Source organism: Kitasatospora sp. NPDC058162 (assembly GCF_042884005.1).
GTDB lineage: Bacteria > Actinomycetota > Actinomycetes > Streptomycetales > Streptomycetaceae > Kitasatospora.
Genome location: NZ_JBHVUS010000041.1, coordinates 1 through 24,546, shown reverse-complemented (window position 1 = coordinate 24,546; position 24,546 = coordinate 1). Strand labels below are relative to the sequence as shown.

Annotated in this window: 22 protein-coding genes; 19 read left to right on the top strand and 3 right to left on the bottom strand. The window is 72.6% G+C overall.

Features of this window, described 5'->3' with window-relative positions; translation table 11 throughout:
- The first annotated feature begins 59 nt into the window (after positions 1 to 59).
- From ACFVXG_RS39795 to ACFVXG_RS39725, 15 genes are all read left to right on the top strand, one after another.
- Positions 60 to 1,292 (top strand): nucleotide disphospho-sugar-binding domain-containing protein, encoded by a 1,233-nt coding sequence (locus ACFVXG_RS39795; RefSeq protein WP_387935083.1) that lies wholly within the window; start codon positions 60 to 62, stop codon positions 1,290 to 1,292.
- A gap of 4 nt (positions 1,293 to 1,296) precedes the next feature.
- Entirely contained in the window at positions 1,297 to 1,869 is a 573-nt protein-coding gene (locus tag ACFVXG_RS39790) for a dTDP-4-dehydrorhamnose 3,5-epimerase family protein (RefSeq protein WP_387935082.1), read from the top strand.
- A gap of 30 nt (positions 1,870 to 1,899) precedes the next feature.
- Positions 1,900 to 3,042 carry a nucleotide disphospho-sugar-binding domain-containing protein gene (locus ACFVXG_RS39785; RefSeq protein WP_387935081.1) on the top strand — a complete coding sequence of 381 codons (1,143 nt, stop codon included), beginning with the start codon at positions 1,900 to 1,902 and terminating at the stop codon, positions 3,040 to 3,042.
- 16 nt (positions 3,043 to 3,058) lie between these two features.
- Positions 3,059 to 4,126 (top strand): glucose-1-phosphate thymidylyltransferase, encoded by a 1,068-nt coding sequence (locus tag ACFVXG_RS39780; RefSeq protein ID WP_387935079.1) that lies wholly within the window; start codon positions 3,059 to 3,061, stop codon positions 4,124 to 4,126.
- Positions 4,123 to 5,109 carry a dTDP-glucose 4,6-dehydratase gene (gene rfbB / locus ACFVXG_RS39775; protein ID WP_387935077.1) on the top strand — a complete coding sequence of 329 codons (987 nt, stop codon included), beginning with the start codon at positions 4,123 to 4,125 and terminating at the stop codon, positions 5,107 to 5,109. The genes ACFVXG_RS39780 and rfbB overlap by 4 nt, the downstream gene beginning before the upstream one ends.
- Complete coding sequence (locus tag ACFVXG_RS39770) at positions 5,096 to 6,091, top strand: NAD-dependent epimerase/dehydratase family protein (protein ID WP_387935075.1); 996 nt, start codon at positions 5,096 to 5,098, stop codon at positions 6,089 to 6,091. The genes rfbB and ACFVXG_RS39770 overlap by 14 nt, the downstream gene beginning before the upstream one ends.
- Positions 6,092 to 6,093: 2 nt before the next feature.
- Positions 6,094 to 7,398, top strand: coding sequence for a lipopolysaccharide biosynthesis protein RfbH (rfbH, locus tag ACFVXG_RS39765; protein ID WP_387935073.1), 1,305 nt, complete (start codon positions 6,094 to 6,096; stop codon positions 7,396 to 7,398).
- Positions 7,399 to 7,438: 40 nt separating this feature from the next.
- Positions 7,439 to 8,188 (top strand): NAD-dependent epimerase/dehydratase family protein, encoded by a 750-nt coding sequence (locus tag ACFVXG_RS39760; RefSeq protein WP_387935071.1) that lies wholly within the window; start codon positions 7,439 to 7,441, stop codon positions 8,186 to 8,188.
- Positions 8,189 to 8,331: 143 nt separating this feature from the next.
- Positions 8,332 to 9,756, top strand: coding sequence for an NDP-hexose 2,3-dehydratase family protein (locus ACFVXG_RS39755; protein ID WP_387935069.1), 1,425 nt, complete (start codon positions 8,332 to 8,334; stop codon positions 9,754 to 9,756).
- On the top strand, positions 9,753 to 10,751 hold the full coding sequence (locus ACFVXG_RS39750) for a Gfo/Idh/MocA family protein (protein ID WP_387935067.1): 999 nt from the start codon (positions 9,753 to 9,755) through the stop codon (positions 10,749 to 10,751). The genes ACFVXG_RS39755 and ACFVXG_RS39750 overlap by 4 nt, the downstream gene beginning before the upstream one ends.
- Before the next feature lie 164 nt (positions 10,752 to 10,915).
- Positions 10,916 to 12,478 (top strand): MDR family MFS transporter, encoded by a 1,563-nt coding sequence (locus tag ACFVXG_RS39745; protein WP_387935065.1) that lies wholly within the window; start codon positions 10,916 to 10,918, stop codon positions 12,476 to 12,478.
- A 69-nt stretch (positions 12,479 to 12,547) separates the two neighbouring features.
- On the top strand, positions 12,548 to 13,192 hold the full coding sequence (locus ACFVXG_RS39740; RefSeq protein WP_387935064.1) for a DsbA family protein: 645 nt from the start codon (positions 12,548 to 12,550) through the stop codon (positions 13,190 to 13,192).
- Positions 13,193 to 13,230: 38 nt separating this feature from the next.
- A complete protein-coding gene (locus ACFVXG_RS39735) occupies positions 13,231 to 13,818 on the top strand; it encodes an NAD(P)H-dependent oxidoreductase (protein ID WP_350506468.1) in 588 nt (195 codons plus the stop codon).
- 232 nt (positions 13,819 to 14,050) lie between these two features.
- Complete coding sequence (locus tag ACFVXG_RS39730) at positions 14,051 to 15,601, top strand: FAD-binding oxidoreductase (RefSeq protein ID WP_387935062.1); 1,551 nt, start codon at positions 14,051 to 14,053, stop codon at positions 15,599 to 15,601.
- 164 nt (positions 15,602 to 15,765) lie between these two features.
- On the top strand, positions 15,766 to 16,086 hold the full coding sequence (locus ACFVXG_RS39725; protein ID WP_387935060.1) for an acyl-CoA carboxylase epsilon subunit: 321 nt from the start codon (positions 15,766 to 15,768) through the stop codon (positions 16,084 to 16,086).
- Positions 16,087 to 16,158: 72 nt separating this feature from the next.
- Here ACFVXG_RS39725 and ACFVXG_RS39720 read toward each other — a convergent pair whose 3' ends face one another.
- From ACFVXG_RS39720 to ACFVXG_RS39710, 3 genes are all read right to left on the bottom strand, one after another.
- On the bottom strand, positions 16,159 to 16,812 hold the full coding sequence (locus ACFVXG_RS39720) for a response regulator transcription factor (RefSeq protein ID WP_387935058.1): 654 nt from the start codon (positions 16,810 to 16,812) through the stop codon (positions 16,159 to 16,161).
- A gap of 499 nt (positions 16,813 to 17,311) precedes the next feature.
- Positions 17,312 to 18,115, bottom strand: a complete 804-nt coding sequence (locus ACFVXG_RS39715; RefSeq protein ID WP_387935057.1) for a sirohydrochlorin chelatase — start codon at positions 18,113 to 18,115, stop codon at positions 17,312 to 17,314.
- Entirely contained in the window at positions 18,115 to 19,284 is a 1,170-nt protein-coding gene (locus ACFVXG_RS39710; protein ID WP_387935055.1) for a uroporphyrinogen-III synthase, read from the bottom strand. The genes ACFVXG_RS39715 and ACFVXG_RS39710 overlap by 1 nt, the downstream gene beginning before the upstream one ends.
- 383 nt (positions 19,285 to 19,667) lie before the next feature.
- Between ACFVXG_RS39710 and nirB the strand changes: the two genes are divergently transcribed.
- The 4 genes from nirB to ACFVXG_RS39690 all read left to right on the top strand — a co-directional run bounded on the left by nirB (position 19,668) and on the right by ACFVXG_RS39690 (position 24,488).
- On the top strand, positions 19,668 to 22,205 hold the full coding sequence (gene nirB / locus ACFVXG_RS39705; protein ID WP_387935172.1) for a nitrite reductase large subunit NirB: 2,538 nt from the start codon (positions 19,668 to 19,670) through the stop codon (positions 22,203 to 22,205).
- Positions 22,202 to 22,573 (top strand): nitrite reductase small subunit NirD, encoded by a 372-nt coding sequence (gene nirD / locus ACFVXG_RS39700; protein ID WP_387935053.1) that lies wholly within the window; start codon positions 22,202 to 22,204, stop codon positions 22,571 to 22,573. Before nirB ends, nirD begins: the two co-directional genes overlap by 4 nt.
- On the top strand, positions 22,570 to 23,904 hold the full coding sequence (locus ACFVXG_RS39695) for a nitrate/nitrite transporter (protein WP_387935051.1): 1,335 nt from the start codon (positions 22,570 to 22,572) through the stop codon (positions 23,902 to 23,904). Before nirD ends, ACFVXG_RS39695 begins: the two co-directional genes overlap by 4 nt.
- Positions 23,905 to 24,038: 134 nt before the next feature.
- Complete coding sequence (locus ACFVXG_RS39690) at positions 24,039 to 24,488, top strand: hypothetical protein (protein ID WP_387935050.1); 450 nt, start codon at positions 24,039 to 24,041, stop codon at positions 24,486 to 24,488.
- The last annotated feature ends 58 nt before the right edge of the window (positions 24,489 to 24,546 follow it).

Below are 24,546 nucleotides of genomic sequence, written 5' to 3'. Positions count from 1 at the left end.
CACCCGGGACCGACGTGCCGACCTGACGCGGCACCTCCGCGTCGAGAGGACGCCCTGCCATGCGTGTGCTCATCGTCTCCACCCCGATCGCGAACCACTTCCTGCCGCTCGTCCCGCTGGCCTGGGCCCTGCGGGCGGCCGGCCACGAGGTGATGGTGCTCGGCCAGCCGGACGTGCTGCGCTCGGTGCGGGCCGGCGGCCAGACCACGGTCACCGTGGGGGAGCTGTTCAACTGCGACGACATGCTGCTCAACGGCCTGGGAGAGGAGGAGCGGCCGCTCCAGGTGCGGCCGCGCCCGGCCCGGGAGGTGCTCGGCGGCTACGGCCGGCTGTGGATGTTCCACGCGAAGGCCGTGTTCGCCCGCTACCTGGAGTACGCCGAGGCGTACCGCCCGGAGCTGATCATCGCCGACCCGTTGGAGTACTGCTCCCTGATCATGGGCACGGTGCTGGACGTCCCGGTGGTCCACCACCGCTGGAGCGTCGACGAGATCTCGGGGGTGGCCCGCCGGTCGATCCGGCCGGACCTCCAGGAGCTGTGCGACAGCCTCGGCGTGCCCGCGCTGCCCGACCCCGACCTGCTCATCGACCCGTGCCCGCCGAGCCTCCAGGTGCCGGGCGTCGAGCAGGGTGTGCCGATCCGCTACCTGCCGTTCAGCGGCAGCGGCCAGCAGCCCGACTGGCTGTGGGAGCGGCGGGCGCCGGGCGGGCCGCGGCGGGTGGCCGTCTCGCTCGGCAACACCTTGGAACTGAACGGCGCGCCGTTCACCCGCCGGCTCCTGCACGCGCTCGCGGCCGTCCCCGACACGGAGATCGTCGCCACCGTCGGCGCGGAGCACCGGGCGCAGATCGGCGAGGTGCCCGCGCAGGTGCGCATGATCGACCCGCTGCCGCTGCAACTGCTGCTCGGCAGCGCCGACGTGATGGTCCACCACGGCGGCTCCGGCACCGCGATGTCCGGCAGCTACTTCGGACTGCCTCAGCTGACCCTGCCCCAGCTGACCGACCACTTCGCCATGGGCGACCGGCTCACCGCGGTCGGGGTCGGCCTCACCTTCCAGGAGGCCGCCCAGCAGGACGACCCCGCGGTGGTCGGCGGGGCGCTGGAGGAACTGCTGACGAACCCCGGGTACCGTGCGGCCGCGCGCGAACTGGCGGCGGAGATCCACCGGATGCCCTCGCCCGCCCGGGTCGCCGCGGACCTGGAACAACTGGCCCTGGAACAGCTACCCCCGGATCGGCCGGCTCCGGCCCGCGCGGCAGGAGTCGGCGCCCCGGAGAGAGGTGAATGAACCCGTGCGCATCGAGGAAATGACCATCCCCGGCACGTTCCTGATCACGCCGGACCACATCCCCGACGAACGGGGCGTGTTCTACGAGTCGGTCCGGCGCGACGACCTGGAGAAGGCCAGCGGGATCCCCTTCCGAGCCGAGCAGATCAACTACTCGGTGTCCAAACGCCACACCCTGCGCGGCATCCACAGCGTGACCATCCCGCCGGGCCAGGTGAAGCTGGTCTCCTGCGTCCGGGGGGTGCTGCGGGACATCGTCGTCGACCTGCGGGTCGGCTCGCCGACCTTCGGCCGGCACCAGGTGACCGCCCTGGACGCCGCCGAGGGCCGCTCCCTCTACCTGCCCGAGGGCGTCGGCCACGGCTTCCTCGCGCTCACCGACGACGCCTGCATCTGTTACGTCAACTCCAGTGCCTACGTGCCCGGGACGCAGATCGACATCAACCCCCTGGACCCGTTCCTCGACCTGCCCTGGGACTGCCCGGAGGAGCCCGTGATCTCGGCGAAGGACCTGCGGGCCCCCACCGTGGCCGAGGCCGTCGAAGCCGGCCTGCTGCCCGAGTTCAGCGCGGTCTGAGCCGGTGGCGCCACCCGAGAAGGAGAGACCGTGAGGATACTTTTCGTGGCCGCCGGCAGCCCGGCGACGGTGTTCGCGCTGGCCCCGCTGGCCACCGCCGCGCGCAACGCCGGACACCAGGTCTTCATGGCCGCCAACGCGGACATGATGCCGGTCGTCGTGGAGGCCGGCCTGCCCGGACTGCCGACCACCGAGCTGCCGATCAAGCACTTCATCACCACCGACCGCAACGGCGAGCCCGAGGCGATCCCCGCGGACCCGGTCGGCCAGGCGCTGTTCACCGGCCGCTGGTTCGCCAGGATGGCCGCCGCGAGCCTGGCCGGCATGCTGGAACTGACCAGGGACTGGCGCCCGGACGTCGTGGTCGGCGGCACCATGTCCTACGTCGCCCCGCTGCTCGCCGCCCACCTCGGCGTCCCCCACGTCCGGCAGACCTGGGACGCCATCGACGCCGACGGCATCCACCCCGGCGCCGACGCGGAACTGCGGCCCGAACTGGCCGAACTCGGCCTGGACCGGCTGCCCGACCCGGACCTGTTCATCGACGTCTGCCCGCCCAGCCTGCGCCCCGCGCACGCGGCCCCGGCCCGGGCGATGCGGTACATCCCGGCGAACCGGCAGCGCCGGCTCGAACCCTGGATGTACACCAAGGGCGAGCGGCCCCGGGTCTGCGTGACCTCGGGCAGCCGGGTCGCCAAGGAGAGCTACGACAAGAACTACGCCTTCCTGCGCGACCTCGCCGACAGCATGGCCGCCTGGGACGTCGAACTGATCGTCGCCGCGCCCGAGGAGGTGGCCGCCTCGCTGCGCGCCGAACTGCCGGGCGCGGAGCTGCGGGCCGGCTGGGTGCCGCTGGACGTCGTCGCGCCCACCTGCGACCTGCTCGTCCACCACGCCGGCGGCGTCAGCACCCTCACCGGACTCAACGCCGGCGTGCCCCAACTGCTCATCCCCAAGGGGGCCGTGCTGGAGACACCGGCCCGGCGCATCGCGGACTACGGGGCCGCCGTCACCCTGCTGCCCGGCCAGGACACCTCCGACGGCATCGCGGCGGCCTGCCAGGATCTGCTGGCGCAGCCCGCCTACCGCAAGCACGCGCAGGAGCTCTCCCACGAGATCTCCGCAATGCCGCAGCCCGCGCAGCTCGTGGCCGCACTGGAACAGCTCACATGAGTCGAGAGGACCTCTGATGAAGGCGCTCGTGTTGTCGGGCGGGTCCGGCACCCGCTTGCGACCGTTCAGCTACTCCATGCCGAAACAGCTCATACCCATCGCCAACACCCCGGTGCTGGAACACGTCCTGAAGAACATCCGGGACCTGGGTGTGACCGAGATCGCCGTCATCGTCGGCAACCGCGCCCCCGAGATCTCCGCCGCGCTCGGCGACGGGTCCCGGTTCGGCGTGCGCCTCACCTACATCCCGCAGGCCGAGCCGCTCGGCCTGGCCCACACCGTCACCCTCGCCCGGGACTTCCTCGGCGACGAGGACTTCGTGATGTACCTCGGCGACAACATGCTGCCCGAGGGGATCGTCGGCATCGCCGAGGACTTCGCCGCGCAGCGCCCCGCCGCCCAGGTCGTGGTCTACAAGGTCCGCGACCCGCGGTCCTTCGGCGTCGCCGAGCTGGGGCCGAACGGCGAGGTGCAGCGCCTGGTCGAGAAGCCGCAGCAGCCGCGCAGCGACCTCGCCCTGATCGGCGTCTACTTCTTCACCCCGGCCATCCACGAGGCGGTGGCCGCGATCGAGCCCAGCGCCCGCGGCGAGCTGGAGATCACCGACGCCATCCAGTGGCTGGTCACCGCGGGCGCCGACGTCCGGGCCAGCCAGTACGACGGGTACTGGAAGGACACCGGCAACGTCGAGGACGTGCTGGCCTGCAACCGGCACATGCTCGCGGACCTGCGGCCCGCCGTCGAGGGCGAGGTCGACGACGCCAGCGTGCTGACCGGCGCGGTGGTCCTCGGGCCGGGGGCCCGCGTGGTGCGCTCGCGGATCGAGGGGCCGGTGATCATCGGCGCCGGCACGGTCGTCGAGGACAGCACCGTCGGTCCGAACACCGCCATCGGCCGCGACTGCCTGGTGACGGGGAGCGAACTGGAGGACTCCATCGCCCTGGACGGGGCCTCGGTCGCCGGCGTCCGCGGCCTGCGCAGCTCCCTGCTCGGGCGCTCCGCCTCCGTCGGCACCACCGACCGTGGTGCCGACCACTACCGCCTGGTCATCGGAGACCACACCCGAGTGGAGGTTTCGGCATGAGGATCCTGGTCACCGGAGCTGCGGGCTTCATCGGCTCGCACTTCGTCCGCAGCCTCCTCGCGAACGCGTACGCGGGCTGGGAGGACGCCCAGGTCACCGCCCTGGACAAGCTCACCTACGCGGGCAACCGGGAGAACCTGCCGGCCTCGCACCCCCGGCTGGTGTTCGTCCGCGGCGACATCTGCGACCGCGACCTGCTGCGCGAGCTGATGCCCGGCCACGACGCCCTCGTCCACTTCGCGGCCGAGACCCACGTGGACCGCTCCCTGGAGGGCCCGGGCGAGTTCTTCCGGACCAACGTGCTGGGCACCCAGACGCTGCTCGAGGCCGCCAAGGACAGCGGCGTCGGGCGGGTCGTGCACGTCTCCACCGACGAGGTGTACGGCTCGATCGCCGAGGGCTCCTGGACGGAGCAGCGGCCGCTGGAGCCCAACTCCCCGTACGCCGCCTCCAAGGCGAGCTCCGACCTGGTCGCCCGGGCCTACTGGCGCACCTACGGGCTGAACCTCTCGGTCACCCGCTGCTCCAACAACTACGGGCCGTACCAGCACCCCGAGAAGCTCTTCCCGCTGTTCATCACCAACCTCCTGGAGGGCAAGCAGGTCCCGCTGTACGGGGACGGCCGCAACATCCGGGAGTGGCTGCACGTGGACGACCACTGCCGGGCCATCCACCTGGTGCTCGACCACGGCCGGGTCGGCGAGATCTACAACGTCGGCGGCGGCAACGAGCGGACCAACCTCGCCATCACCGAGCGCCTGCTCGAACTGCACGGCGCGGGCCCCGAGATGCTCCGCTACGTCGAGGACCGCAAGGGGCACGACCTGCGCTACTCGATCGACGACAGCAAGATCCGCGAGGAGCTGGGCTACGCCCCGCGGATCGCCTTCGAGGACGGACTGGCCGCCACCGTGGCCTGGTACCGCGACCACCCGGACTGGTGGAAGGCCGTCAAGTACGGGGCGAGCCGTGGCACGCACTGACGAGGGGACGGCGGCCGGGCTCTCGGTCGTCGTCCTGGGCGCCACCGGATACCTGGGCCCGCACATCACCTCCGCGTTCGGCGCGGCCGGGGCCCGGGTGCACCCGGTCTCCCGCAGCGCCGTCCAGGACCCGGACCCGGAGCTGCGCCCGCTGCGGCTGGACCTGCTGGAGACCGGCCCGGCCGAGCTCGCCGATCTGCTCGGCTCGCTCCGCGCCGACGTGGTGGTCAACGCGGCCGGCCGGGTCTGGGGGGCCGACGAGGCCGAGATGGCCCGCGGCAACGGCGACCTGGTCGGCCGGGTCGCCGAGGCGATCGCCGCCCTGCCCCGCCCGGTACGGCTGGTCCAGCTCGGCACCGTCCACGAGTACGGGGCGGGCACGCCGGGCGCCGGCACCCCGGAGGAGCAGCCGCCGGCCCCGGTCACGCCGTACGGGCGCACCAAGCTCCTCGGCACCGAGCAGGCCCTGCGGGCCGCCCGGGACCGGGGCGTGGACACGGTGGTGCTCCGGCTCGCCAACGCCGTCGGCGCCGGAGCCCCGCGCGGCAGCCTCTTCGGCATGGTCGCCGCGCACCTCGGCGAGGCCGCGCTCGCCGCCTCCCGGGGGGAGCGGCCGGCCGAACTGCGGCTGCCGCCGCTGACCGCCCGCCGCGACGTGGTGGACGTGCGCGACGCGGTGGACGCCATCGTGGCCGCGGCCACCGCGACCGGGGCGGACGTGCCCGGTCGGGTGATCAACATCGGCCGGGGCGAGGCCGTCCCGATGGGCGGGCTGATCGACCGGATGATCGCCCTCAGCGGACTGGAGGTCCCGGTGGTCGACCCCGGTGACCAGGGACCGCGCCGCACCGACGTGGAGTGGCAGCAGATGGACGTCACCCGGGCGCGCAAGCTCCTGGACTGGCAGCCGCGGCGCACTCTCGACGACTCACTGCTCCACCTGCTCGGCGCCGTGACGCCGCCACTCGACCGGAGGAACTGACGATGACCGATCGCAAGGAACTGGTCCTGGACGAGGTCCGCCGTTACCACCAGGAGACCGAGCCCAGCGGGGAGTTCGTGCCCGGCACCACCGAGATCTGGCCGTCCGGGGCGGTGCTCGACGAGGCGGACCGGGTGGCCCTGGTGGAGGCCGCCCTGACCATGCGGATCGCCGCGGGCCGCAGCTCGCGCAAGTTCGAGTCGGCCTTCGCCCGCCGGCTCAAGCGCCGCAAGGCCCACCTGACCAACTCGGGCTCCTCGGCGAACCTGCTGGCCGTCTCGGCGCTGACCTCCCACCTGCTGGAGGACCGCCGGCTCAAGCCCGGCGACGAGGTGATCACCGTCGCCGCGGGCTTCCCGACCACCGTCAACCCGATCCTGCAGAACGGCCTGATCCCGGTCTTCGTCGACGTCGACCTGACCACCTACAACGCGACCGCCGAGCGGGTCGCGCGGGCGATCGGCCCCAAGACCCGCGGGATCATCCTCGCCCACGCCCTCGGCAACCCCTTCGAGGTCGCCGAGATCGCCCAGCTCGCCACCGACCACGACCTGTTCCTCATCGAGGACAACTGCGACGCGGTCGGCTCCACCTACGACGGCCAACTCACCGGCACCTTCGGCGACATGACCACCGTCAGCTTCTACCCCGCGCACCACCTCACGATGGGCGAGGGCGGCTGCGTGCTCACCTCGAACCTGGCGCTGGCCCGGATCGTGGAGTCGCTTCGCGACTGGGGCCGGGACTGCTGGTGCGAGCCCGGCGAGAACGACAAGTGCCTCAAGCGCTTCCAGTACCAGATGGGCACCCTGCCGGCCGGCTACGACCACAAGTACATCTTCTCGCACGTCGGTTACAACCTGAAGGCCACCGACATCCAGGCCGCGCTCGGGCTCACCCAGCTCGACAAGCTGGACGGCTTCATCGAGGCCCGCAAGAACAACTGGCGGCGGCTGCGCGAGGGCCTGGACGGCGCACCGGGCCTGCTGCTGCCCGAGGCCACGCCGCGCTCCGACCCGAGCTGGTTCGGCTTCGTGATCACCGTCGACCCCGAGGCCCCCTTCAAGCGCGCCGAACTGGTCGACTACCTGGAGGAGCGCAAGATCGGCACCCGGCGGCTGTTCGCCGGCAACCTCACCCGCCACCCCGCCTACATCGACCAGCCGCACCGGGTCGTCGGCGAGCTCACCAACAGCGACATCATCACCGAGCAGACCTTCTGGATCGGCGTCTACCCGGCACTCACCGACGAGATGCTCGACTACATGGTCTCCACGATCAAGGAGTTCCTGGCCGCCCGCAGTTGACCACCCCCGGCCACCCCCTCCGAGGAGTACAGGACGGCGCATGGAAATCGTGGGAACCGGATTCCTGGCACGGAATCTGCGTCCGCTGGCCGACAGCTACCCGGACACCGTCGCCCTCGCGGCCGGCGTCTCCTGGGCGAGCGGAACCTCCGCCGCCGACTTCGCCAGGGAGGCCGAACTGCTGCGGCGCACCGCGCGCCGGTGCGCGGCCGAGGGCCTGCGGCTGATGTTCTTCTCGACCGCGGCCACCGGGATGTACGGCCTGGCCGAGGGCCCCGGCCGGGAGGACGGCCCGGTGACGCCCTGCACGCCCTACGGAGCGCACAAGCTCGCGCTCGAAGGGCTGCTGCGCGACACCGGCGCCGACCACCTGATCCTGCGGCTCGGCCACCTCGTGGGGCCGGACCAGCCGGAGCACCAGCTGCTCCCGACGCTGCTGCGGCAGCTGCGCGAAGGCACGATCCGCATCCAGCGCGGCGCCGCGCGCGACCTCATCGACGTCACCGACGTGGTCACCGTGGTCGACCGGCTGCTCGCGCTGGACCTGCGGGCCGAGACGGTCAACGTGGCCTCCGGGGCGGCCATCCCGGTCGAGGAGATCGTCGACCACCTCCAGCACAGCCTCGGCCTGGCCGCCGAGCGGGTGTACCAGTACGCGGGCCGCCAGCACGACATCTCGATCGAGAAGCTGCGCGCCCTGGTGCCCCAGGTCGAGCGGATGGGCTTCGGCCCCGACTACTACCGCCGGATCCTCGACAACTTCACCGCCGGCACCGGCACCCGGGTCTGACCCGGCCCACCCGGGCCCGACCCGGGCCCGACCCGGGTTCGATCCGGGTTCGATCCGGCCGACCCGACCGATCCGACAGGAGCGAGCAGGGCCATGACCTACCCGACCTCCGAACTCACCACCCAGGAACAGGGGGAACTCTGATGCCGTCCCAGACCGACCGGCCCAGCGCGGCCGGCAGCGCGGTGCAGCCGCGCGAGGACGCCGAGCTGTCCGCCCGGATCGCCCGGTCGGCCGGCGCCGCCGAGGGCGCGCACCTGCGCACCGAGGACTTCCGCGACTGGCTGGCGGAGCGCGGCCGGGCCAACACCTTCCGGGTGGACCGCATCCCGTTCGCCGACCTGGTCGGCTGGTCCTTCGAGGAGACCACCGGCAACCTGGTCCACCGCAGCGGCCGGTTCTTCACCGTCGAGGGCCTCAAGGTCACGGAGGAGGCCGAGCCCTACGGCGACGGCCCGTACGGCCAGTGGCACCAGCCCATCATCAAGCAGCCCGAGGTGGGCATCCTGGGCATCCTCGTCAAGGAGTTCGACGGGGTGCTGCACTTCCTGATGCAGGCCAAGATGGAGCCGGGCAACCCGAACCTGCTCCAGCTCTCGCCTACCGTCCAGGCCACCCGCAGCAACTACACCAAGGCCCACCAGGGCGGGGACGTCAAGTACATCGAGTACTTCGTCGGCCCCGGCCGCGGCCGGGTCATCGCCGACGTGCTGCAGTCCGAGCACGGCTCCTGGTTCTACCGGAAGTCCAACCGGAACATGCTGGTCGAGGCGGTCGGCGAGGTGCCGCTGCTGGACGACTTCTGCTGGCTCACCCTCGGCCAGATCAACGAACTGCTGCGCGCGGACAACGTCGTCAACATGGACTCCCGCACGGTGCTCTCCTGCCTGCCCTACCCGGACACCGGTGCGGGCGCGCTCTGGTCGGACATCGAGCTGCACTCCTGGATCACCGAGCAGCGCTCCCGGCACGCCGTCCGGGCCGAGTGCGTCCCGCTGGACGGCATCCCCGGCTGGAAGCGCGGCGAGACCGTGATCGAGCACGAGGCCGGCCGCTACTTCAAGGTCATCGCCGTGAACGTGACGGCCGGAAACCGTGAGGTGACCGGCTGGACCCAGCCCCTGTTCGAACCGGTCGGCCTGGGCGTCGCGGCCTTCCTGCTCCGGGAGTTCGACGGCGTGCCGCACCTGCTGGTGCACGCCCGGGTCGAGGGCGGCTTCCTGGACACCGTCGAGCTGGGCCCCACCGTCCAGTACACGCCCACCAACTACGCCCACCTCGCCGAGCGGGACCGCCCGCCGTTCCTGGACGAGGTCCTGGCGAGCGGCGCGGACCGGATCCGCTACGAGGCCGTGCACTCCGAGGAGGGCGGCCGCTTCCTCAACGCGGAGAGCCGCTACCTGATCGTCGAGGCCGACGAGCGGACCGCCCCGCAGGACCCGCCGCCCGGCTACGCCTGGGCCACCCCGGCGCAGCTCACCTCGCTGGTCCGGCACAGCCACTTCATCAACGTCCAGGCCCGCACCCTGCTGGCCTGCCTGGAGGCCGCGGGGGTGCGTTCCCGGTGAGCGCCCCGATCCGGATCGGGGTGATCGGCTGCGCGGAGATCGCGCTCCGCCGGATGCTCCCCGCCTTCGAGGACTGCCCCGACCTGGAGATCGCCGCCGTCGCCAGCCGCGACCGGGACAAGGCCGAGGAGGCCGCGAAGCGCTTCGGCTGCGAGCCGGTGCACGGCTACGCCGAACTCCTCGCACTGGACGGGGTGGACGCCGTCTACGTGCCGCTGCCGGCGGCGCTGCACGCCGAGTGGGTGGACGCGGCGCTGGACGCGGGCAAGCACGTGCTCGCCGAGAAGCCGCTCAGCACCGACCGGGAGCGGACGGAGCGACTCCTGGCGAAGGCCGGGAACCTCGGCCTGGCGCTGATGGAGAACGTGATGTTCGTCCACCACACCCGGCACGAGGCCGTCCGGCGGCTGGTCGCCGACGGCGCGATCGGCGAACTCCGCTCCTTCCACGGGGTCTTCGCGATCCCCGCCCCGCCGGACGGCGACATCCGGTACAGCGCGGAGCTCGGCGGCGGGGCGCTCGCGGACATCGGCGTCTACCCGCTGCGCGGCGCCCTGCACTTCCTGGGGCCGGAGTTGGACGTGGTCGGCGCCCAGCTCAGCACGGGGCCGGGCCGGGAGGTCGAGACCGCCGGGGCCGTCCTGCTGCGCACCCCTGCCGGGGCCACCGCCCAGCTCACCTTCGGCATGGACCACGCCTACCGCTCGGCGTACGAGCTGTGGGGCAGCCGGGGCCGGATCACCGTCGACCGGGCCTTCACCCCGCCGGCCGACCAGGTCCCGGTGATCGGGCTGTACCGGGGCCTGGACAGCGAGGAGATCCGGCTGGAGCCGTGCGACCAGGTCGCCGCCACGGTCGAGGCGTTCGTCGCCGCCGTACGGGCCGGTTCGGCCCCCGCCGGGGACACGCTCCGGCAGGCGGAACTGCTCGACGAGGTGCGTCGATCGTCGACGGAGCATGCCGTGCCACCTCGCGGTCCGGGGTCCGGTCGATGATCGGGTACGCCTTGACGGCGAACCCTCCCGGTCAGCATGATTGAGTCCAACTCGCGGACGAATTTGCCTGATTGATGTTGTGTCAGAGAAGCTCGTGAGGTGGCGTCGCGGCACTCGGGCGCCGGGTGCCGGCCTGCCGATCGACGACAGAAGGCGAGAGGGCGATGTCCCAGGACCACGTGACGGCGGAGCCCCAGGGCCCGTTACCCCAACCGCGAGGTCTCTGGGTCTCCCTGATCGCCCTGCTGATCGCGATGCTCCTCGCGACGCTCGACAACCTCATCCTCTCCGCCGCGATGCCGACCATCGTCCGGCAGCTGGGCGGCCTGGCGGACCTCTCCTGGGTCGTCACCGCCTACTCGCTCGCGACCGCGACCTCGACGCCCATCTGGGGCAAGCTGAGCGACATGTACGGCCGCAAGGGCGTCTTCATCGCGGCGATCGTCGTCTTCCTGATCGGTTCGGCGCTGGCCGGCTCGTCCCAGTCGATGGGCCAGCTGATCGCGTTCCGCGCCGTCCAGGGGCTCGGCGGCGGCGGTCTGCTGGTCGGCTCCTACGCGATCATGGCCGACCTGGTGCCGAGCCGGGAGCGCGGCAAGGCCCAGGGCCTGTTCTCCAGCGTGATGGGCCTGGCCATGGTCTCCGGGCCGCTGGCCGGCGGCCTGATCACCGACCACCTCGGCTGGCGCTGGGGCTTCTGGGTCAACCTGCCGCTGAGCGTGCTCGCCCTGGTCATGGTGATCATCGGGATCCGGCTGCCGAAGCGGCGCTCCCCGGCCCGGGCGGACTACCCGGGCGCCGTGCTGCTGACCGTCGCCATCGCGACGATCGTGCTGGTCACCAGCTGGGGCGGGCACCGCTACGCCTGGGACTCGCCGATGATCCTCGGCCTGATCGCACTGGCCCTGGTGGCCGGGGTCGCCTTCCTCCAGGTGGAGCGCACGGCCGTCGAGCCGGTGCTGCCGCTGCAGATCTTCCGGAACGGCAACTTCTCGCTGGGCACCGTGATCGGCTTCCTGGCCGGGATCGGGATGTTCGTCGGGATGACCTTCCTGCCGCTGTTCCAGCAGGCCGCCCAGGGCACCTCGGCCACCTCCTCCGGACTGCTGCTGCTGCCCGTGTTCGGCGCCATGATGGGCATCAACCTGGTCGTGGGACAGGTCATCACCAAGACCGGCCGGTACAAGCTGTTCATCGTGGCCGGCAGCGTCCTGCTCCCGCTGGGCCTGCTGCTGATGGCCCAGATGGACCCGGGCACCCCGAAGCTGCTGTCGGTGCCGTACATGGCGGTGTTCGGGGCCGGCATGGGCTGTCTGATGCAGACCGCGATGCTGATCGCGATGGAGAGCGTCCAGCTGAAGGACATGGGCGTCGCCTCCTCCACCGTGACGCTCTCCCGCACCGTGGGCGGTTCCATCGGCGTCGCGGTGATGGGCTCGCTCTTCGCCCAGCGGCTCCAGGACAGCCTGAGCGAGCAGGGCGGCGCGGCGGCGGGCATCCCGGCCGGGTCGGCGCAGCTGGACGTCACCGGGCTCCCGGCGGCGGCCCGCGCGGTGTACGCGAACGCGGTCACCTCCGGCATGAACCTGGTCTTCCTGATCAGCGCGACGATCACCGCGACCGGGATCGTGGCCGCGTGCTTCATCCGGGAGATCCCGCTGCGGAGTTCGCCGGTCCCCGGGGCGAAGGCCCCCGAACCGGCGGTCCCGGCACCGGAGAAGGCCTGATCCTCCGGGCGGACGCCCGGTGACCACGAGAACCACGAGCCCGACACCGACAGCCGGAAGGCAGCAGCAATGACCCAGCAGGCGCAGCGCACCACCGTGCGGGCGGAGATCGTCCTGGACGTGATCTGCGTGCACTCCTACCTCGGCTACACCCGCTTCGCCCGGGCGGCCGAGCGCCTGCGCGCCTCCGGCGTCGCGGTGGAGGTGGACTTCCTCCCCTTCGAACTCGCCCCCGGGGCGGGGACGGTGGGGGCGCCGCTGCTGGAGGTGCTGGAGCGGACCTTCGGCCCCCAGGCGGTGGCCGGGATCTCCCAGCTCGCCGCGGCCGCGACCCAGGACGGCCTGGACCTCCACTACGAACGGGCGGTGGCGACCGGCACGTTCGAGGCCCATCAGCTGATCGCGCTGGCCGCCGCCCAGGGCCGGGCCGAGCAGATGGTGGAGCGCCTCTTCCGGGCCCACTTCACCGACGGGCTGCACATCGGCGACGCCGCCACGCTCGCCGCCCTGGCGGCCGAGGTCGGCGTCCGGACCGACGGCGCCGCCCCCGGCCCCGAGCAGCTGCAGGCCCGGCTCGACCTGGTGCGCCGGCGCGGCATCACGTCCATCCCGGTCTTCCTGATCGACGGTGTCCCGCCGTTGACCGGATCCCAGTCCGAGAGCGCGCTGTTCGCGGCGCTCCAGGCCGCGGCGGGCGCCGCCCGCACGGCCTGACCCACCCCATCCCACCACCGGCCCGAGGAGCACAACGCGTGTCCGACAACCGACTGAAGCTGGCCGTCATCATCGGCAGCGTCCGAGAGGGGCGCTTCGGCCCGACCGTGGCCAACTGGTTCGTGGGCGAGGCCGAACGCCGTGACGACGTCGAGGTGGACCTGGTGGACCTGGCCGAGGTGGCACTCGGCCCGGACGCCCCGTCGGCCTCGCCGTCCGCCTCGGTGATCGGCGCCCTCGGCGGTCTGACGCCGCGGCTGGACGCCGCCGACGCGTTCGTCGTGGTGACCCCGGAGTACAACCACAGCTACCCGGCGGCGCTGAAGAACGCCATCGACTGGCACAACTCGCAGTTCCACGCGAAGCCGGTCGCGTTCGTGTCCTACGGCGGGCTCTCCGGCGGCCTGCGGGCGGTGGAGCACCTGCGGCTGGTCTTCGCGGAGCTGCACGCCGTCACCACCCGGGACACCGTGAGCTTCCACGGGCCGTGGGAGCAGTTCGACGCCGACGGCAAGCTCCGCAACCCGGAGGGGCCGGCCACCGCGGCCAAGACCCTGCTCGACCAGGTGACCTGGTGGGCGCGGGCGCTGCGGGACGCCAAGGCCGTTCACCCGTACGGTTCCTGAGGGTACGTCACGTTCAGCGCACGCCCCTCATTGCTAACTTTCGTATCACCCAAGGACAGATCCGCGTCAACTGCATGACGACACCGTTCGTCGACTGCTTGGCTGAGGCTGACCCCGGGGAGCCCGCAACGGCGGCCCCCGGGGGTTCGTACGCCCTCCAGACAGTTAGAGGTTCGACATGGTTTCGAGACGCGGATTCATAGGCTCCGCGGCGGCCGCGACAGGTGCCGTCGTGGGCCTGTCCGGTGCGGCGACGCCGGCCTTCGCGGCCGGGAGCCGGCACGTGGCGCCGCCGCCGGCGCCCGCGGTGATCGTCCGGCCGGGTGACATCCAGTACGCGGCATTGGCCTCGCGCGGTTACAACACCCGCTTCGTCGCCACGCCCGACGAAATCTGGCTGGTGCATTCCGCGGACCAGGTGAAGAAAGCGGTGGACCAGGCGGTCAGCAAGAAGCAGCGCATCACCGTCCGCAGTGGCGGGCACTGTTTCGAGGACCTGGTCGACAATCCGGATTTCCGTCTGCTGGTCGACACCAAGGAAATGAACCGGGTCTATTTCGACCCGGACATGAATGCCTTCGCGGTCGAGTCCGGTGCGACGCTGGGCCAGGTGTACGCGGCGCTGTACCAGGGCTGGGGGGTCGTGCTGCCGGGCGGTGTCTGCCCGGAGGTCGGCGCCGGCGGCCACGTCGCCGGGGGCGGCTACGGGCCGCTGTCCCGCCGCTTCGGCCTGTCCGTCGACCACCTGTACGCGGTCGAGGTCGTGGTGCCGGGCTGCGAGGGCGACGCGCGGGTCGTGGTGGCCACCCGTCGGCCGGACGACCCCAACCACGACCTGTGGTGGGCGCACACCGGCGGTGGCGGCGGCAACTTCGGGATCGTGACGAAGTACTGGTTCCGGACGCCGGGCGCCACCGGCACCGATCCGTCCGGGCTGCTGCCCAAGCCGCCGGCGCGGGTCCTGAAGACCATGGTGACCTGGCAGTGGTCCGAGCTGACCGAGGCCAACTTCACTCGGCTGGTGATGAACCACGGGGCCTGGCACGCGGCCAACAGCTCGGCGGACTCGCCGTACGCGATGATGCACAGCTCGTTCCAGCTGTTCTCCTCGATGGCGACCATCGTCCAGTTGGACATCACGATGGACAACACGCTGCCGAACACCAAGAGCCTGCTGGACGCGTACATCGCCGCGCTGTCGGCCGGGGTGTCCGCCACCCCGAAGGTCGACAGCCAGGACCAGGCGTGGCTCGACTTCGCGCTGACCCCCTCGGTCACCTACGCGAACTGGACCCGCCACAAGTCCATGGGCGGGTACATGCGCAAGCCGTTCACCCAGACCCAGGTGGGCGCGCTCTACCGCAGCCTCACGGACCCCAGCCACACCGGTGGGGGCCTGGTCTACCTGGCCGCGTACGGCGGGAAGATCAACACCGTCGGCTCCGCGGACACCGCGATGGCCCAGCGGGACTCGATCCTGAAGATCTGGTACGCCTCCAACTGGCCCGACGCCGCGCGGGACCAGTCCGAGGTGGACTGGATCCGGGGGGTGCGCGAGGGCGTCCACGCCTCGACGGGCGGCTTCCCGGTGCCCAACGACCAGCAGGACGGTCTGTACATCAACTACCCGGACGTGGACTCCCGGGACCCGAAGTACAACACCAGCGGCGTGCCGTGGTCGACCTTGTACTACAAGGACAACTATCCGAGGTTGCAGCGGGTGAAGCGGGCCTACGACCCGAAGAACGTCTTCCGCAACCCGTTGTCGATCGACCCGGCCTGATCCGCCCCCGCTCACCCCGACGAGACCGGTCACGGTTCTCCCCTCGGCGCGGCGGGCGGAGTTCGACGTGATGACAGAGGGCCCGGCCCCCGATGGGCCCTCTGCCTGACCGTCGGCCCCGGCGAACCCGACGAGCGACCGGTCAAGGGGAGGAATCCATCGCGATGGGAGCGGACAACACGGCGCAGGACCCGTACGGGCCGAACGCGCCCGGGGCGGAGGCGCCCGAGGAGAACGCGGCAGAGGACCCGACCGAGGTGCTGCCGGAGCAGGCCTGGCGGATCGTCCGGGGCGTCCTGGACGCGGAGGAACTGGCGGCCCTGACGGCCGTGCTGGTCCGCTGCTACGGCCGGGCGGGCGCGCAGGCCGCCGGTGCGGCTGAGCTGCGGCGCGTCGACGCGAAGTGGTCCCCGGCCGAGGCCCGGCGCAAGGCGGCAACCTCGTGGGCGGCCGGGCCCCGGCCGAGTTGGCGTACGGCGGCCTGACCGGCGTACGGCGGTAGCGCGGCCTGAGCGGTGGCCGGCCACCCACGAGGTTGCCGTGGTGCGGGACGCTTCCTAGGCGGGGCTCCGTTGCCCCAGGCGGAAGCCGACACCGCGGACCGTGGTGATCCAGCTGCTGGATCCGAGCTTGCTGCGCAGGCTGCTGACGTGGGTGTCGATCGTGCGGCCCGGCTGGGAGCGGGAGTCGTCCCAGACCTGGGTCATGATCTGCCTGCGGGAGATGATCCGTTCGGGCTGGGAGGCGAGCAGGTACAGCAGGTCGAACTCCTTGCGGGTCACGTCGATGCGCCGGTCGCCGAGGCGGACCTCCCGGGTGCTCAGGATGATGCTCAACGGGTCGATGATGATGTCCCCGGCGACCGGCCCCTGGGAGTGGACCCGGCGCATGACCGCGTCGATCCGGGCCAGCAGCTCCGGGAAGCAGTAGGGCTTGGCGACGTAGTCGTCGGATCCGGCCTGGAGGCCGAGGACCCGTTCGAGCGCGCTGTCGCGGGTGGTGACGACGATGATCGCGGTGTTGCAGACGGAGCGGATGGCCCGGCAGACTTCGATGCCGTCCAGGTCGGGCAGGTCCGGGTCCATCAGTATCAGGTCGGCGTTCCGGTGTTGGTGGAGGGCCTTGGTGCCGGTGTCCACGCTTTCGGCCTGATGTCCCTGCCGGCGCATCTCGTGAACGAGTGTTCCGGCGGCTTTCGCATCGCTTTCCACGACGAGTACGCGGAGCGATGATTTGGTCTTCCGTGGTGTTGTCGGCGGCAGTCTTCGCCGATCGGAGTGGCTACGTAAGAGTTGAGGTTCAAGAAGATTGGCTCGTTGCTGATCCATCGCTGCCCCCCCGGAAGTCTCGCGATACTTAGATCACAAAGCAGGCCCCCAAACAGGAAGCAAGACTAATATGATCAAACACGCGGGTCAATGTGGTTCAATTGTTAACCAGTGCTCCGGTTATGGATTCGATCTTCATGACCTGTCGATCATCGGCCTACCAGGGGCTGGATCCGGTCGCTGAGGCCTGAAGTGGCGAGCGGCCGGCCGCCCGTCGGGCCGGGGTTCAACGTTTTCCTGTGATGAAGCCCATAGTTCGTCGGGGTGCGGTGTGACCGGATTGTGGGACCGGCCGGGTGGCGGTCTGTCGGGTGAACGAACGTCAGCTCCCGTTCGTTTCCGGTCACTTCATGACTTCTGGATGTCGTGCGGGTGGCGATCTTCATCGGGCCGACATGAACCCGCCGGTGGCCGGATTTCGGCGGCCCGGTCCGAAAGGGAGCCCGGGTGGATCCGGCGCGCGCGGGAATTCACCCGGGCAATGGCGGCGGAATCCGGGGGACGCGGCCGCGAGGGCCTCGTCGTAGCGGTGCAGCACCAGCCGGGCGACGGCCGGGTGGGCCCCCAGCGGGCGGCCCGTCCAGGCGGCCGGGGTGGTGGCCGCGCGGCGCGCGAAGAAGCCGGGGGAGAGCAGGTAACTGGCCACCGCGACCCGGGAGTTCCCGGCGGCCCGGAGGTCGGCGACCGCCCGGTGGGGCGTGGGGGCGGCGGCGGAGAGGTGCGCGGCGGTGACCGGGCGGCCGAGGCGGGCGGCGAGGAGCCGGGCCATCGCGCCGGTGTCGGCGACGGCCGCGGGGTCGGAGGAGCCGGCCCCGGCCAGCACCACGGGAGCCCCGGGCGGGGCGCCGGCCTCGGCGAGGCGGTCGGCGAGGGCCGCGGCGAGCAGCGGGTGGGGGCCGAGGGCCCGGGCGAGCCGGGTGCGGGGCAGGCCGGCGGCGGCGAGCGCCTCGGGGAGGTCGACCCGTACGTGGTAGCCGGTGCCGAGCAGCAGGGGGACCAGCACCGGCCGCTCGCCCGCGAGGTGGGCGAGGGCCCGGGGCAGGGACGGCTCGGCGAGGTCCAGGAAGCAGCAGCGGACGGTCAGTTCGGGCCGGAGCGAGCGGACGAGGCGCAGCAGGGCGCGGGTCGAGCTGACGGCCGCCTGGTCGCGGCTGCCGTGCGCGACCGCGAGCAGCACCGGCGGCATCAGCCCGCCGCCAGTCGGTAGCCGCGCTTGGGGACGGTGCGGATCAGGGCCGCGTGCGGTCCGAGCGCGGCCCGCAGCCGGCCGACGGCCGCCTCGACGGCGTGCTCGTCGGCGGCCGCGTCCGGCCAGGCGGCGCGCAGCAGGTCGGCGCGGCTGAGCACCCGGCCGGGGTGCTCGGCGAGGGCCCGGAGCACGGCGGCGCCGCGCGGGCTGAGCCAGTGGCTCTCGCCGTCGACCAGGGCGGCGTTCCCCTGGAGGACCAACTCCTGCCCGGCGAGGTCGAGGGCGCGGCTGGAGCGGCCCGGCAGGACGTCCGCGAGCAGCCGGACCAGGGAGCCGAGCCGGCCGCGCTCGGGGTGGACGGCGGGCACGCCGAGGTCGGTGAGCGGCCGGGCGCACAGGGTGCCGACGCAGACCGGCAGCACGTCGGCGCGCAGGGCGTCCAGCAGGGCCTCGTACTGGTCCTCGGCCCGGGCGGCGTCGAGCAGCGCGGTGATCGCGGGGGCGCTGGTGAAGGTGAGCGCGTGCACCTGGCGGCGGACGGTCTGGTCGATCAGCCGGCGCACCGCGCCCCGGTCCTCGGGCGGCGCCCAGCGGTAGACGGGGACGGAGATCACCTCGGCGCCGCGCTCGCGCAGGGCCGCCGCGAAGGCGTCCAGCCGGACGCCGTGCTCCTGGACGGCGATCCGGCGCCCGGCGAGCGGGCGGGCCAGCAGCCAGGTGAGCAGTTCGTCGGTGGCCTCGGTGTCGGGGGAGTAGCCCTCGCGGAGCCCGCTGGCGCGGACCGCCCCGGTGGCCTTGGGGCCGCGGCTGAGCACCGAGGCGTCCCGGCAGGTCTCGGCGAGGACGGCGCCCCGCCCCCAGCCCTCGGCGGCGCTCATCCAGCCGCGCCAGCCGACGCCGGTGGTGGCCACCACGTAGTCGAGCGGGGCGGCGAGGCAGCGTTCGGTGGCCTTGCGCAGGTCGAGGTCGTCGGCGAGCGGCAGGATGCGCAGCACCGGGGCCTCGACCACCTGGGCGCCACGCCGGGCGAGCAGGGCGGTGAGCTCCTCGCGGCGGCGCGCGGCGGTGACGCCGACGGTGAAGCCGGTGAGCGGTCCCGGCGGTCCGGCCGGTCGTGCCGGTTCCGGCAGTGCTGCCGGTTCCGGCGTGGTGGGGGTTGCTGCCATGCGGCTCAGCCTGCGGGTCGGGTGTTTCGGGGGCGTTGCCCACCCGTCACCCGCCGGTAAGCAAGGGGGACGCCGTTGTTACGGCAGATGTCCGCGCGTGCACCCCGCCGACCGGGCGGTGTGAGCGACGTGTACCGCCTCCGAAACCTCCGCGACCCGGTCGCGAAACAGCGGGCCGCGACCGTTCTCGGCATGACGCCGACCAGCCCCGCCGCCCCCGCCGCGGCCACCGACACGCACTGCCCGTCGGGAGGCGCGCGATGACCGGACGTACCGGGACGGCCGCAAGCGCCGCCACGACCACCGGTGACCACGCCGTCCGAAAGCCCGGCACCGTCCGGGAGCCGGGCGCCGTCCGGGACCTCGTCCTGGTCGGCCACGGCATGGTCGGCCAGCGCTTCCTGGAGGCCTGGAGCGAGCAGCCTGCCGCACGCGACTGGCGGGTCACCGTGCTAGCCGAGGAGCCCCGGCCCGCCTACGACCGGTTCCACCTCAGCTCGCTGTTCTCCGGCGGGACGACCGGGGACCTCGCGCTCTGCCCGCCCGGCTTCCTCGCCGAACACGGCATCGACCTGCGGCTCGGCGACCCGGTCGCCGCGATCGACCGGGCGGCGCGGCTGGTCCGCACCCGCTCCGGCTCCGAGGTCCGCTACGACGTCCTGGTGCTGGCCACCGGCTCGGTGCCGTTCGTGCCGCCCGTCCCCGGCACCGACGCGCCCGGCTGCCACGTCTACCGCACCATCGAGGACGTCGACGCGATCCGTGCCGAAGCCGCCCACGCCGCCACCGGCGTGGTGGTCGGCGGCGGACTGCTCGGCCTGGAGGCGGCCGGCGCCCTGCGGGCCGGCGGACTGGCCACCCACGTGGTCGAGTTCGCGCCCCGGCTGATGGCCGTCCAGGTCGACGACGGCGGCGGCGCCGCGCTGCGCCGCAAGATCGAGGAACTGGGCGTCACCGTCCACACCAGTGCCGGCGCCAGCGGCGTGCTGACCGGCCCGGACGGCCGGGTCCGCGGCCTCGCCCTCTCCGACGGCCGCGAACTGCCCGCCGACCTGGTGGTCTTCTCCGCCGGGGTGCGCGCCCGCGACCAGCTCGCCCGGGACTGCGACCTGCCCGTCGGCCAGCGCGGCGGCATCGTGGTCGACGCCCACTGCCGCACCGAGGACCCGGCCGTCCTCGCCATCGGCGAATGCGCCCAGGCCGTCGACGGACGGGTGTACGGGCTGGTCGCCCCCGGCTACCAGATGGCCGAGACGGCGGCCCGCACCATCGCGGAGCAGTCCGGCCCGGGCTTCACCGGCGCCGACACCTCCACCAAGCTCAAGCTGCTCGGCGTCGACGTCGCCAGCTTCGGCGACCCGCACGGCAGCGCCGAGGGCGCGCTCGACGTGCTGTACAGCGACAGCCGCAGCGGCGTCTACCGCAAGCTGGTGATCGGCACCGACGGCGCCCTGCTCGGCGGCGTCCTGGTCGGCGACACCGAGGGCTACGGCGCGCTGCGCCCGCTCGCCGTGGCGGGCAAGCCGCTCACCGTCGCCCCCGAACAGCTGGTGCTGCCGGCCGGGTTCGCCTCCGCCGGACCGCTCGCGCTGCCCGACGACGCGGTGCTCTGCTCCTGCCACAACGTCACCCAGGGCGCCGTCCGGGCCGCCGTCCGCGACCAGGGCGCCGACGGCGTCGCCGCCGTGAAGAAGTGCACCCGGGCCGGCACCGGCTGCGGCAGCTGCCTCAAGCAGCTCGGCACCGTGGTCTCCGAGGAGTTGGCGGCCGCCGGGGTCGACACCGTCCAGGGCCTGTGCGAGCACTTCGCCCACAGCCGCGCCGAGTTGTACGAGATCGTCCGGGTCACCGGGCTGACCACCTTCTCCGAACTGCTCGCCAGGCACGGCACCGGCGGCGAGGGCTGCGAGATCTGCAAGCCGACCGTCGCCTCCATCCTGGCCAGCCTCGGAAACGGCCACATCCTGGACGGCGAGCAGGGTTCCCTCCAGGACTCCAACGACCACTTCCTCGCCAACCTCCAGCGCAACGGCTCCTATTCGGTCGTGCCCCGGGTGCCCGGCGGCGAGATCACCCCCGCGGGCCTGATCGCGATCGGCGAGATCGCCCGCGACCACGGCCTCTACACCAAGATCACCGGCGGCCAGCGGATCGACATGTTCGGCGCCACCGTCGACGAACTCCCGGTCATCTGGCGCAAGTTGGTCGACGCCGGCTTCGAGTCCGGACACGCCTACGGCAAGTCGCTGCGCACCGTGAAGTCCTGCGTCGGCGAGACCTGGTGCCGCTTCGGCGTCCAGGACTCCACCACCCTCGCCATCGAACTGGAGCTCCGCTACCGGGGGTTGCGCTCCCCGCACAAGCTCAAGGCCGCCGTCTCCGGCTGCGCCCGCGAATGCGCGGAGGCGCAGAGCAAGGACTTCGGCGTCATCGCCACCTCGGCCGGCTGGAACCTCTACGTCGGCGGCAACGGCGGGATGACCCCCCGGCACGCCGACCTGCTCGCCGCCGACCTCGACCGCGAGACCCTCATCCGCACCATCGACCGCTACCTGATGTTCTACATCCGCACCGCCGACCGCCTGGAACGCACCTCGGTCTGGCTGGAACGACTGGAGGGCGGACTCGACCACCTGCGGGCCGTCATCCTGGACGACTCGCTGGGCATCGCCGCCGAGCTCGACGAGCTGATGGCCCGTCACATCACCGGCTACCAGGACGAATGGGCCGCGACCCTGGCCGACCCCGACCGGATGCGGCGGTTCGCCTCCTTCATCAACGCCCCCGGCACCCCCGACCCCGCCGTGACCTTCGTCCCCGAACGCGACCAGATCCGCCCCGCCCGCCCCGGCGAGGCCGGCCACCCCCTCAACTCCCCGGTGCTCGTGGCCGGGACCCGACTGGAGGTGCTCACCCCGTGACCGTACAGATCCACGACGGCAGCCACTGGCAGACCGTCTGCGCCCTCACCGACCTCCAACCCGGCCGCGGCGTCGCCGTGCTGCTCCCCGACCCCGACCGGGTCGCCCACCAGGTCGCCCTCTTCCGCGGCCGCGGCGGAGAGCTGTACGCCGTCGACAACCTCGACCCGTTCAGCGGCGCCCCCGTCCTCTCCCGCGGCCTGCTCGGCAGCCGCGGCGACCGCCCCACCCTCATCTCCCCGATGTACAAGCAGGTGTACGACCTCACCGACGGCCGCTGCCTCGACGAGGACACCGCCCCCGACGGCACCCCCGCCGTGCTGCGCCGCTGGCCGGTCCGCGCCCTCGCCGAGGAGGCCGCCGCGTGACCGCCACCGTCCTGGACGCCAGAACCCCCGCCCCGCTGGCCGGTTGGGACCCGGAGGACGAGGAGCTGTGGGCCCGCGGCGGCGCCCGGATCGCCCGGCGCAACCTGGTCTTCTCCGTCCTCTCCGAGCACATCGGCTTCTCGGTGTGGAGCCTGTGGTCCGTCCTGGTGCTCTTCCTCGGGCCCGAGTACCACATCGACACCGCCGGGAAGTTCACCCTCACCGCGCTGCCCACCGCGCTCGGCGCCCTGCTCCGGCTGCCCTACACCTTCGCCGTCGCCCGCTTCGGCGGCCGCACCTGGACGGTGGTCAGCGCCCTGCTGCTGCTCGTGCCGACGGCCCTCGCGGCCGTGGTGCTGCAACCCGGCGTCTCCTACGGCACCCTGCTCGCGGTCGCCTGCACGGCCGGCGTCGGCGGCGGCAACTTCGCCTCCTCGATGGCCAACATCAACGCCTTCTACCCGCACCGGCTCAAGGGCTGGGCCCTGGGGATCAACGCGGGCGGCGGCAACCTCGGCGTCCCCGCCGTCCAACTGCTCGGCCTGCTCGTCCTGGCCACCGCCGGCGCCACCCACCCCCGGCTGCTGCCGCTGATCTACCTGCCGCTGATCGTGCTCGCGGCGGCCGGGGCCCGGTGGCGGATGGACAACCTGCCCAAGTCGCCCACGGGAGAAGGACGGGCGCTGCGGGAGGTCGCCCGCGACCCCTACGGCTGGGCGGTCTCCACCCTCTACATCGGCACCTTCGGCTCCTTCATCGGCTTCGGCTTCGCCTTCGGGCAGGTGCTCCAGGTCCAGTTCCACGACCGCTTCGACACCCCGGTCAAGGCCGCCGCGCTCACCTTCCTCGGGCCGCTGCTCGGCTCCCTGCTGCGGCCCGTCGGCGGTCGCCTCGCCGACCGCTACGGCGGGGCCAGGGTGACCCTGGCGACCTTCGCCGCCATGGGCGCCGGGACGGCGGTCGTGCTGTTCGCCTCCCGGGCCGGCTCGCTGCCGCTGTTCCTCGGCGGGTTCATCGCGCTCTTCGTGCTCAGCGGGATCGGCAACGGGTCCACCTACAAGATGATCCCGGCGCACTACCAGTCCCTCGCCCGGACGGCGGTCGCGGCCGGCGCCGACCCGGCCGCCGCCGAGGCCGACTCCCGGCGGCGCACGGCGGCCCTCATCGGGCTCGCCGGGGCGGTCGGGGCCTTCGGCGGGGTGCTGGTGAACCTGGCCTTCCGGCAGTCCTTCCTGGCCAGCCACAACGGGGACGCCGCGTACGTCGGCTTCCTGGCGGCGTACCTGCTGTGCTCGGCGCTCACCTGGGTGGTGTGGCTGCGGCGGCGGTGAGGGGGTGTCGGCTCAGCCGCGCCGCCGGGGCCGCCGCCGGGTCGTTCGTACGACGATCGGACGACCCGGCGCGCGGGCGGGCGGTGCGCCGGTTAGCGTCGGCCGCACCACGTCCCACACCCCCGGAGGTTGCAGTGCAGCGGTGGATCGTCCTGACGGTACTGACCTCGGCCCTCACCGGCCTCGCCGCCCCGGCCCAGGCCCTCGGCCCGGCCCCGGACGACGATGCGCCCGTCATCACCGTCACCCTCGGTGACGTCGTGATCGACCCGAAGGTCCCCAGCAAGGCCCGGGTGAACGTCAGCTACCTGTGCTCGGTCGCCGACGGGGCCCGCTCGCTCACCGTCTCGGTCGAACAGCAGGACCCGGAGGACTCCTCCTCCAAGGCCTTCGGCTCCAGCCGCACCCCGGACACCGACATCGTCTGCGACGGCACCGTCCAGCAGCGCCAGCTGCCCGTCCAGTCCAAGACCGTCAACTGGATCCCCGGCGTCGACGCCGTCGTCATCGCCACCGTCTCCAACATCGGCACCACCCCCTCCGCCGCCGCTGACTCCCGCCAGGTGAAACTCGCCGTCGGCTGACCTGTGCTGATCGCCCCGCACCTGAGGAGGGGTCGGCGGTCGGTACCCACCGGGTACC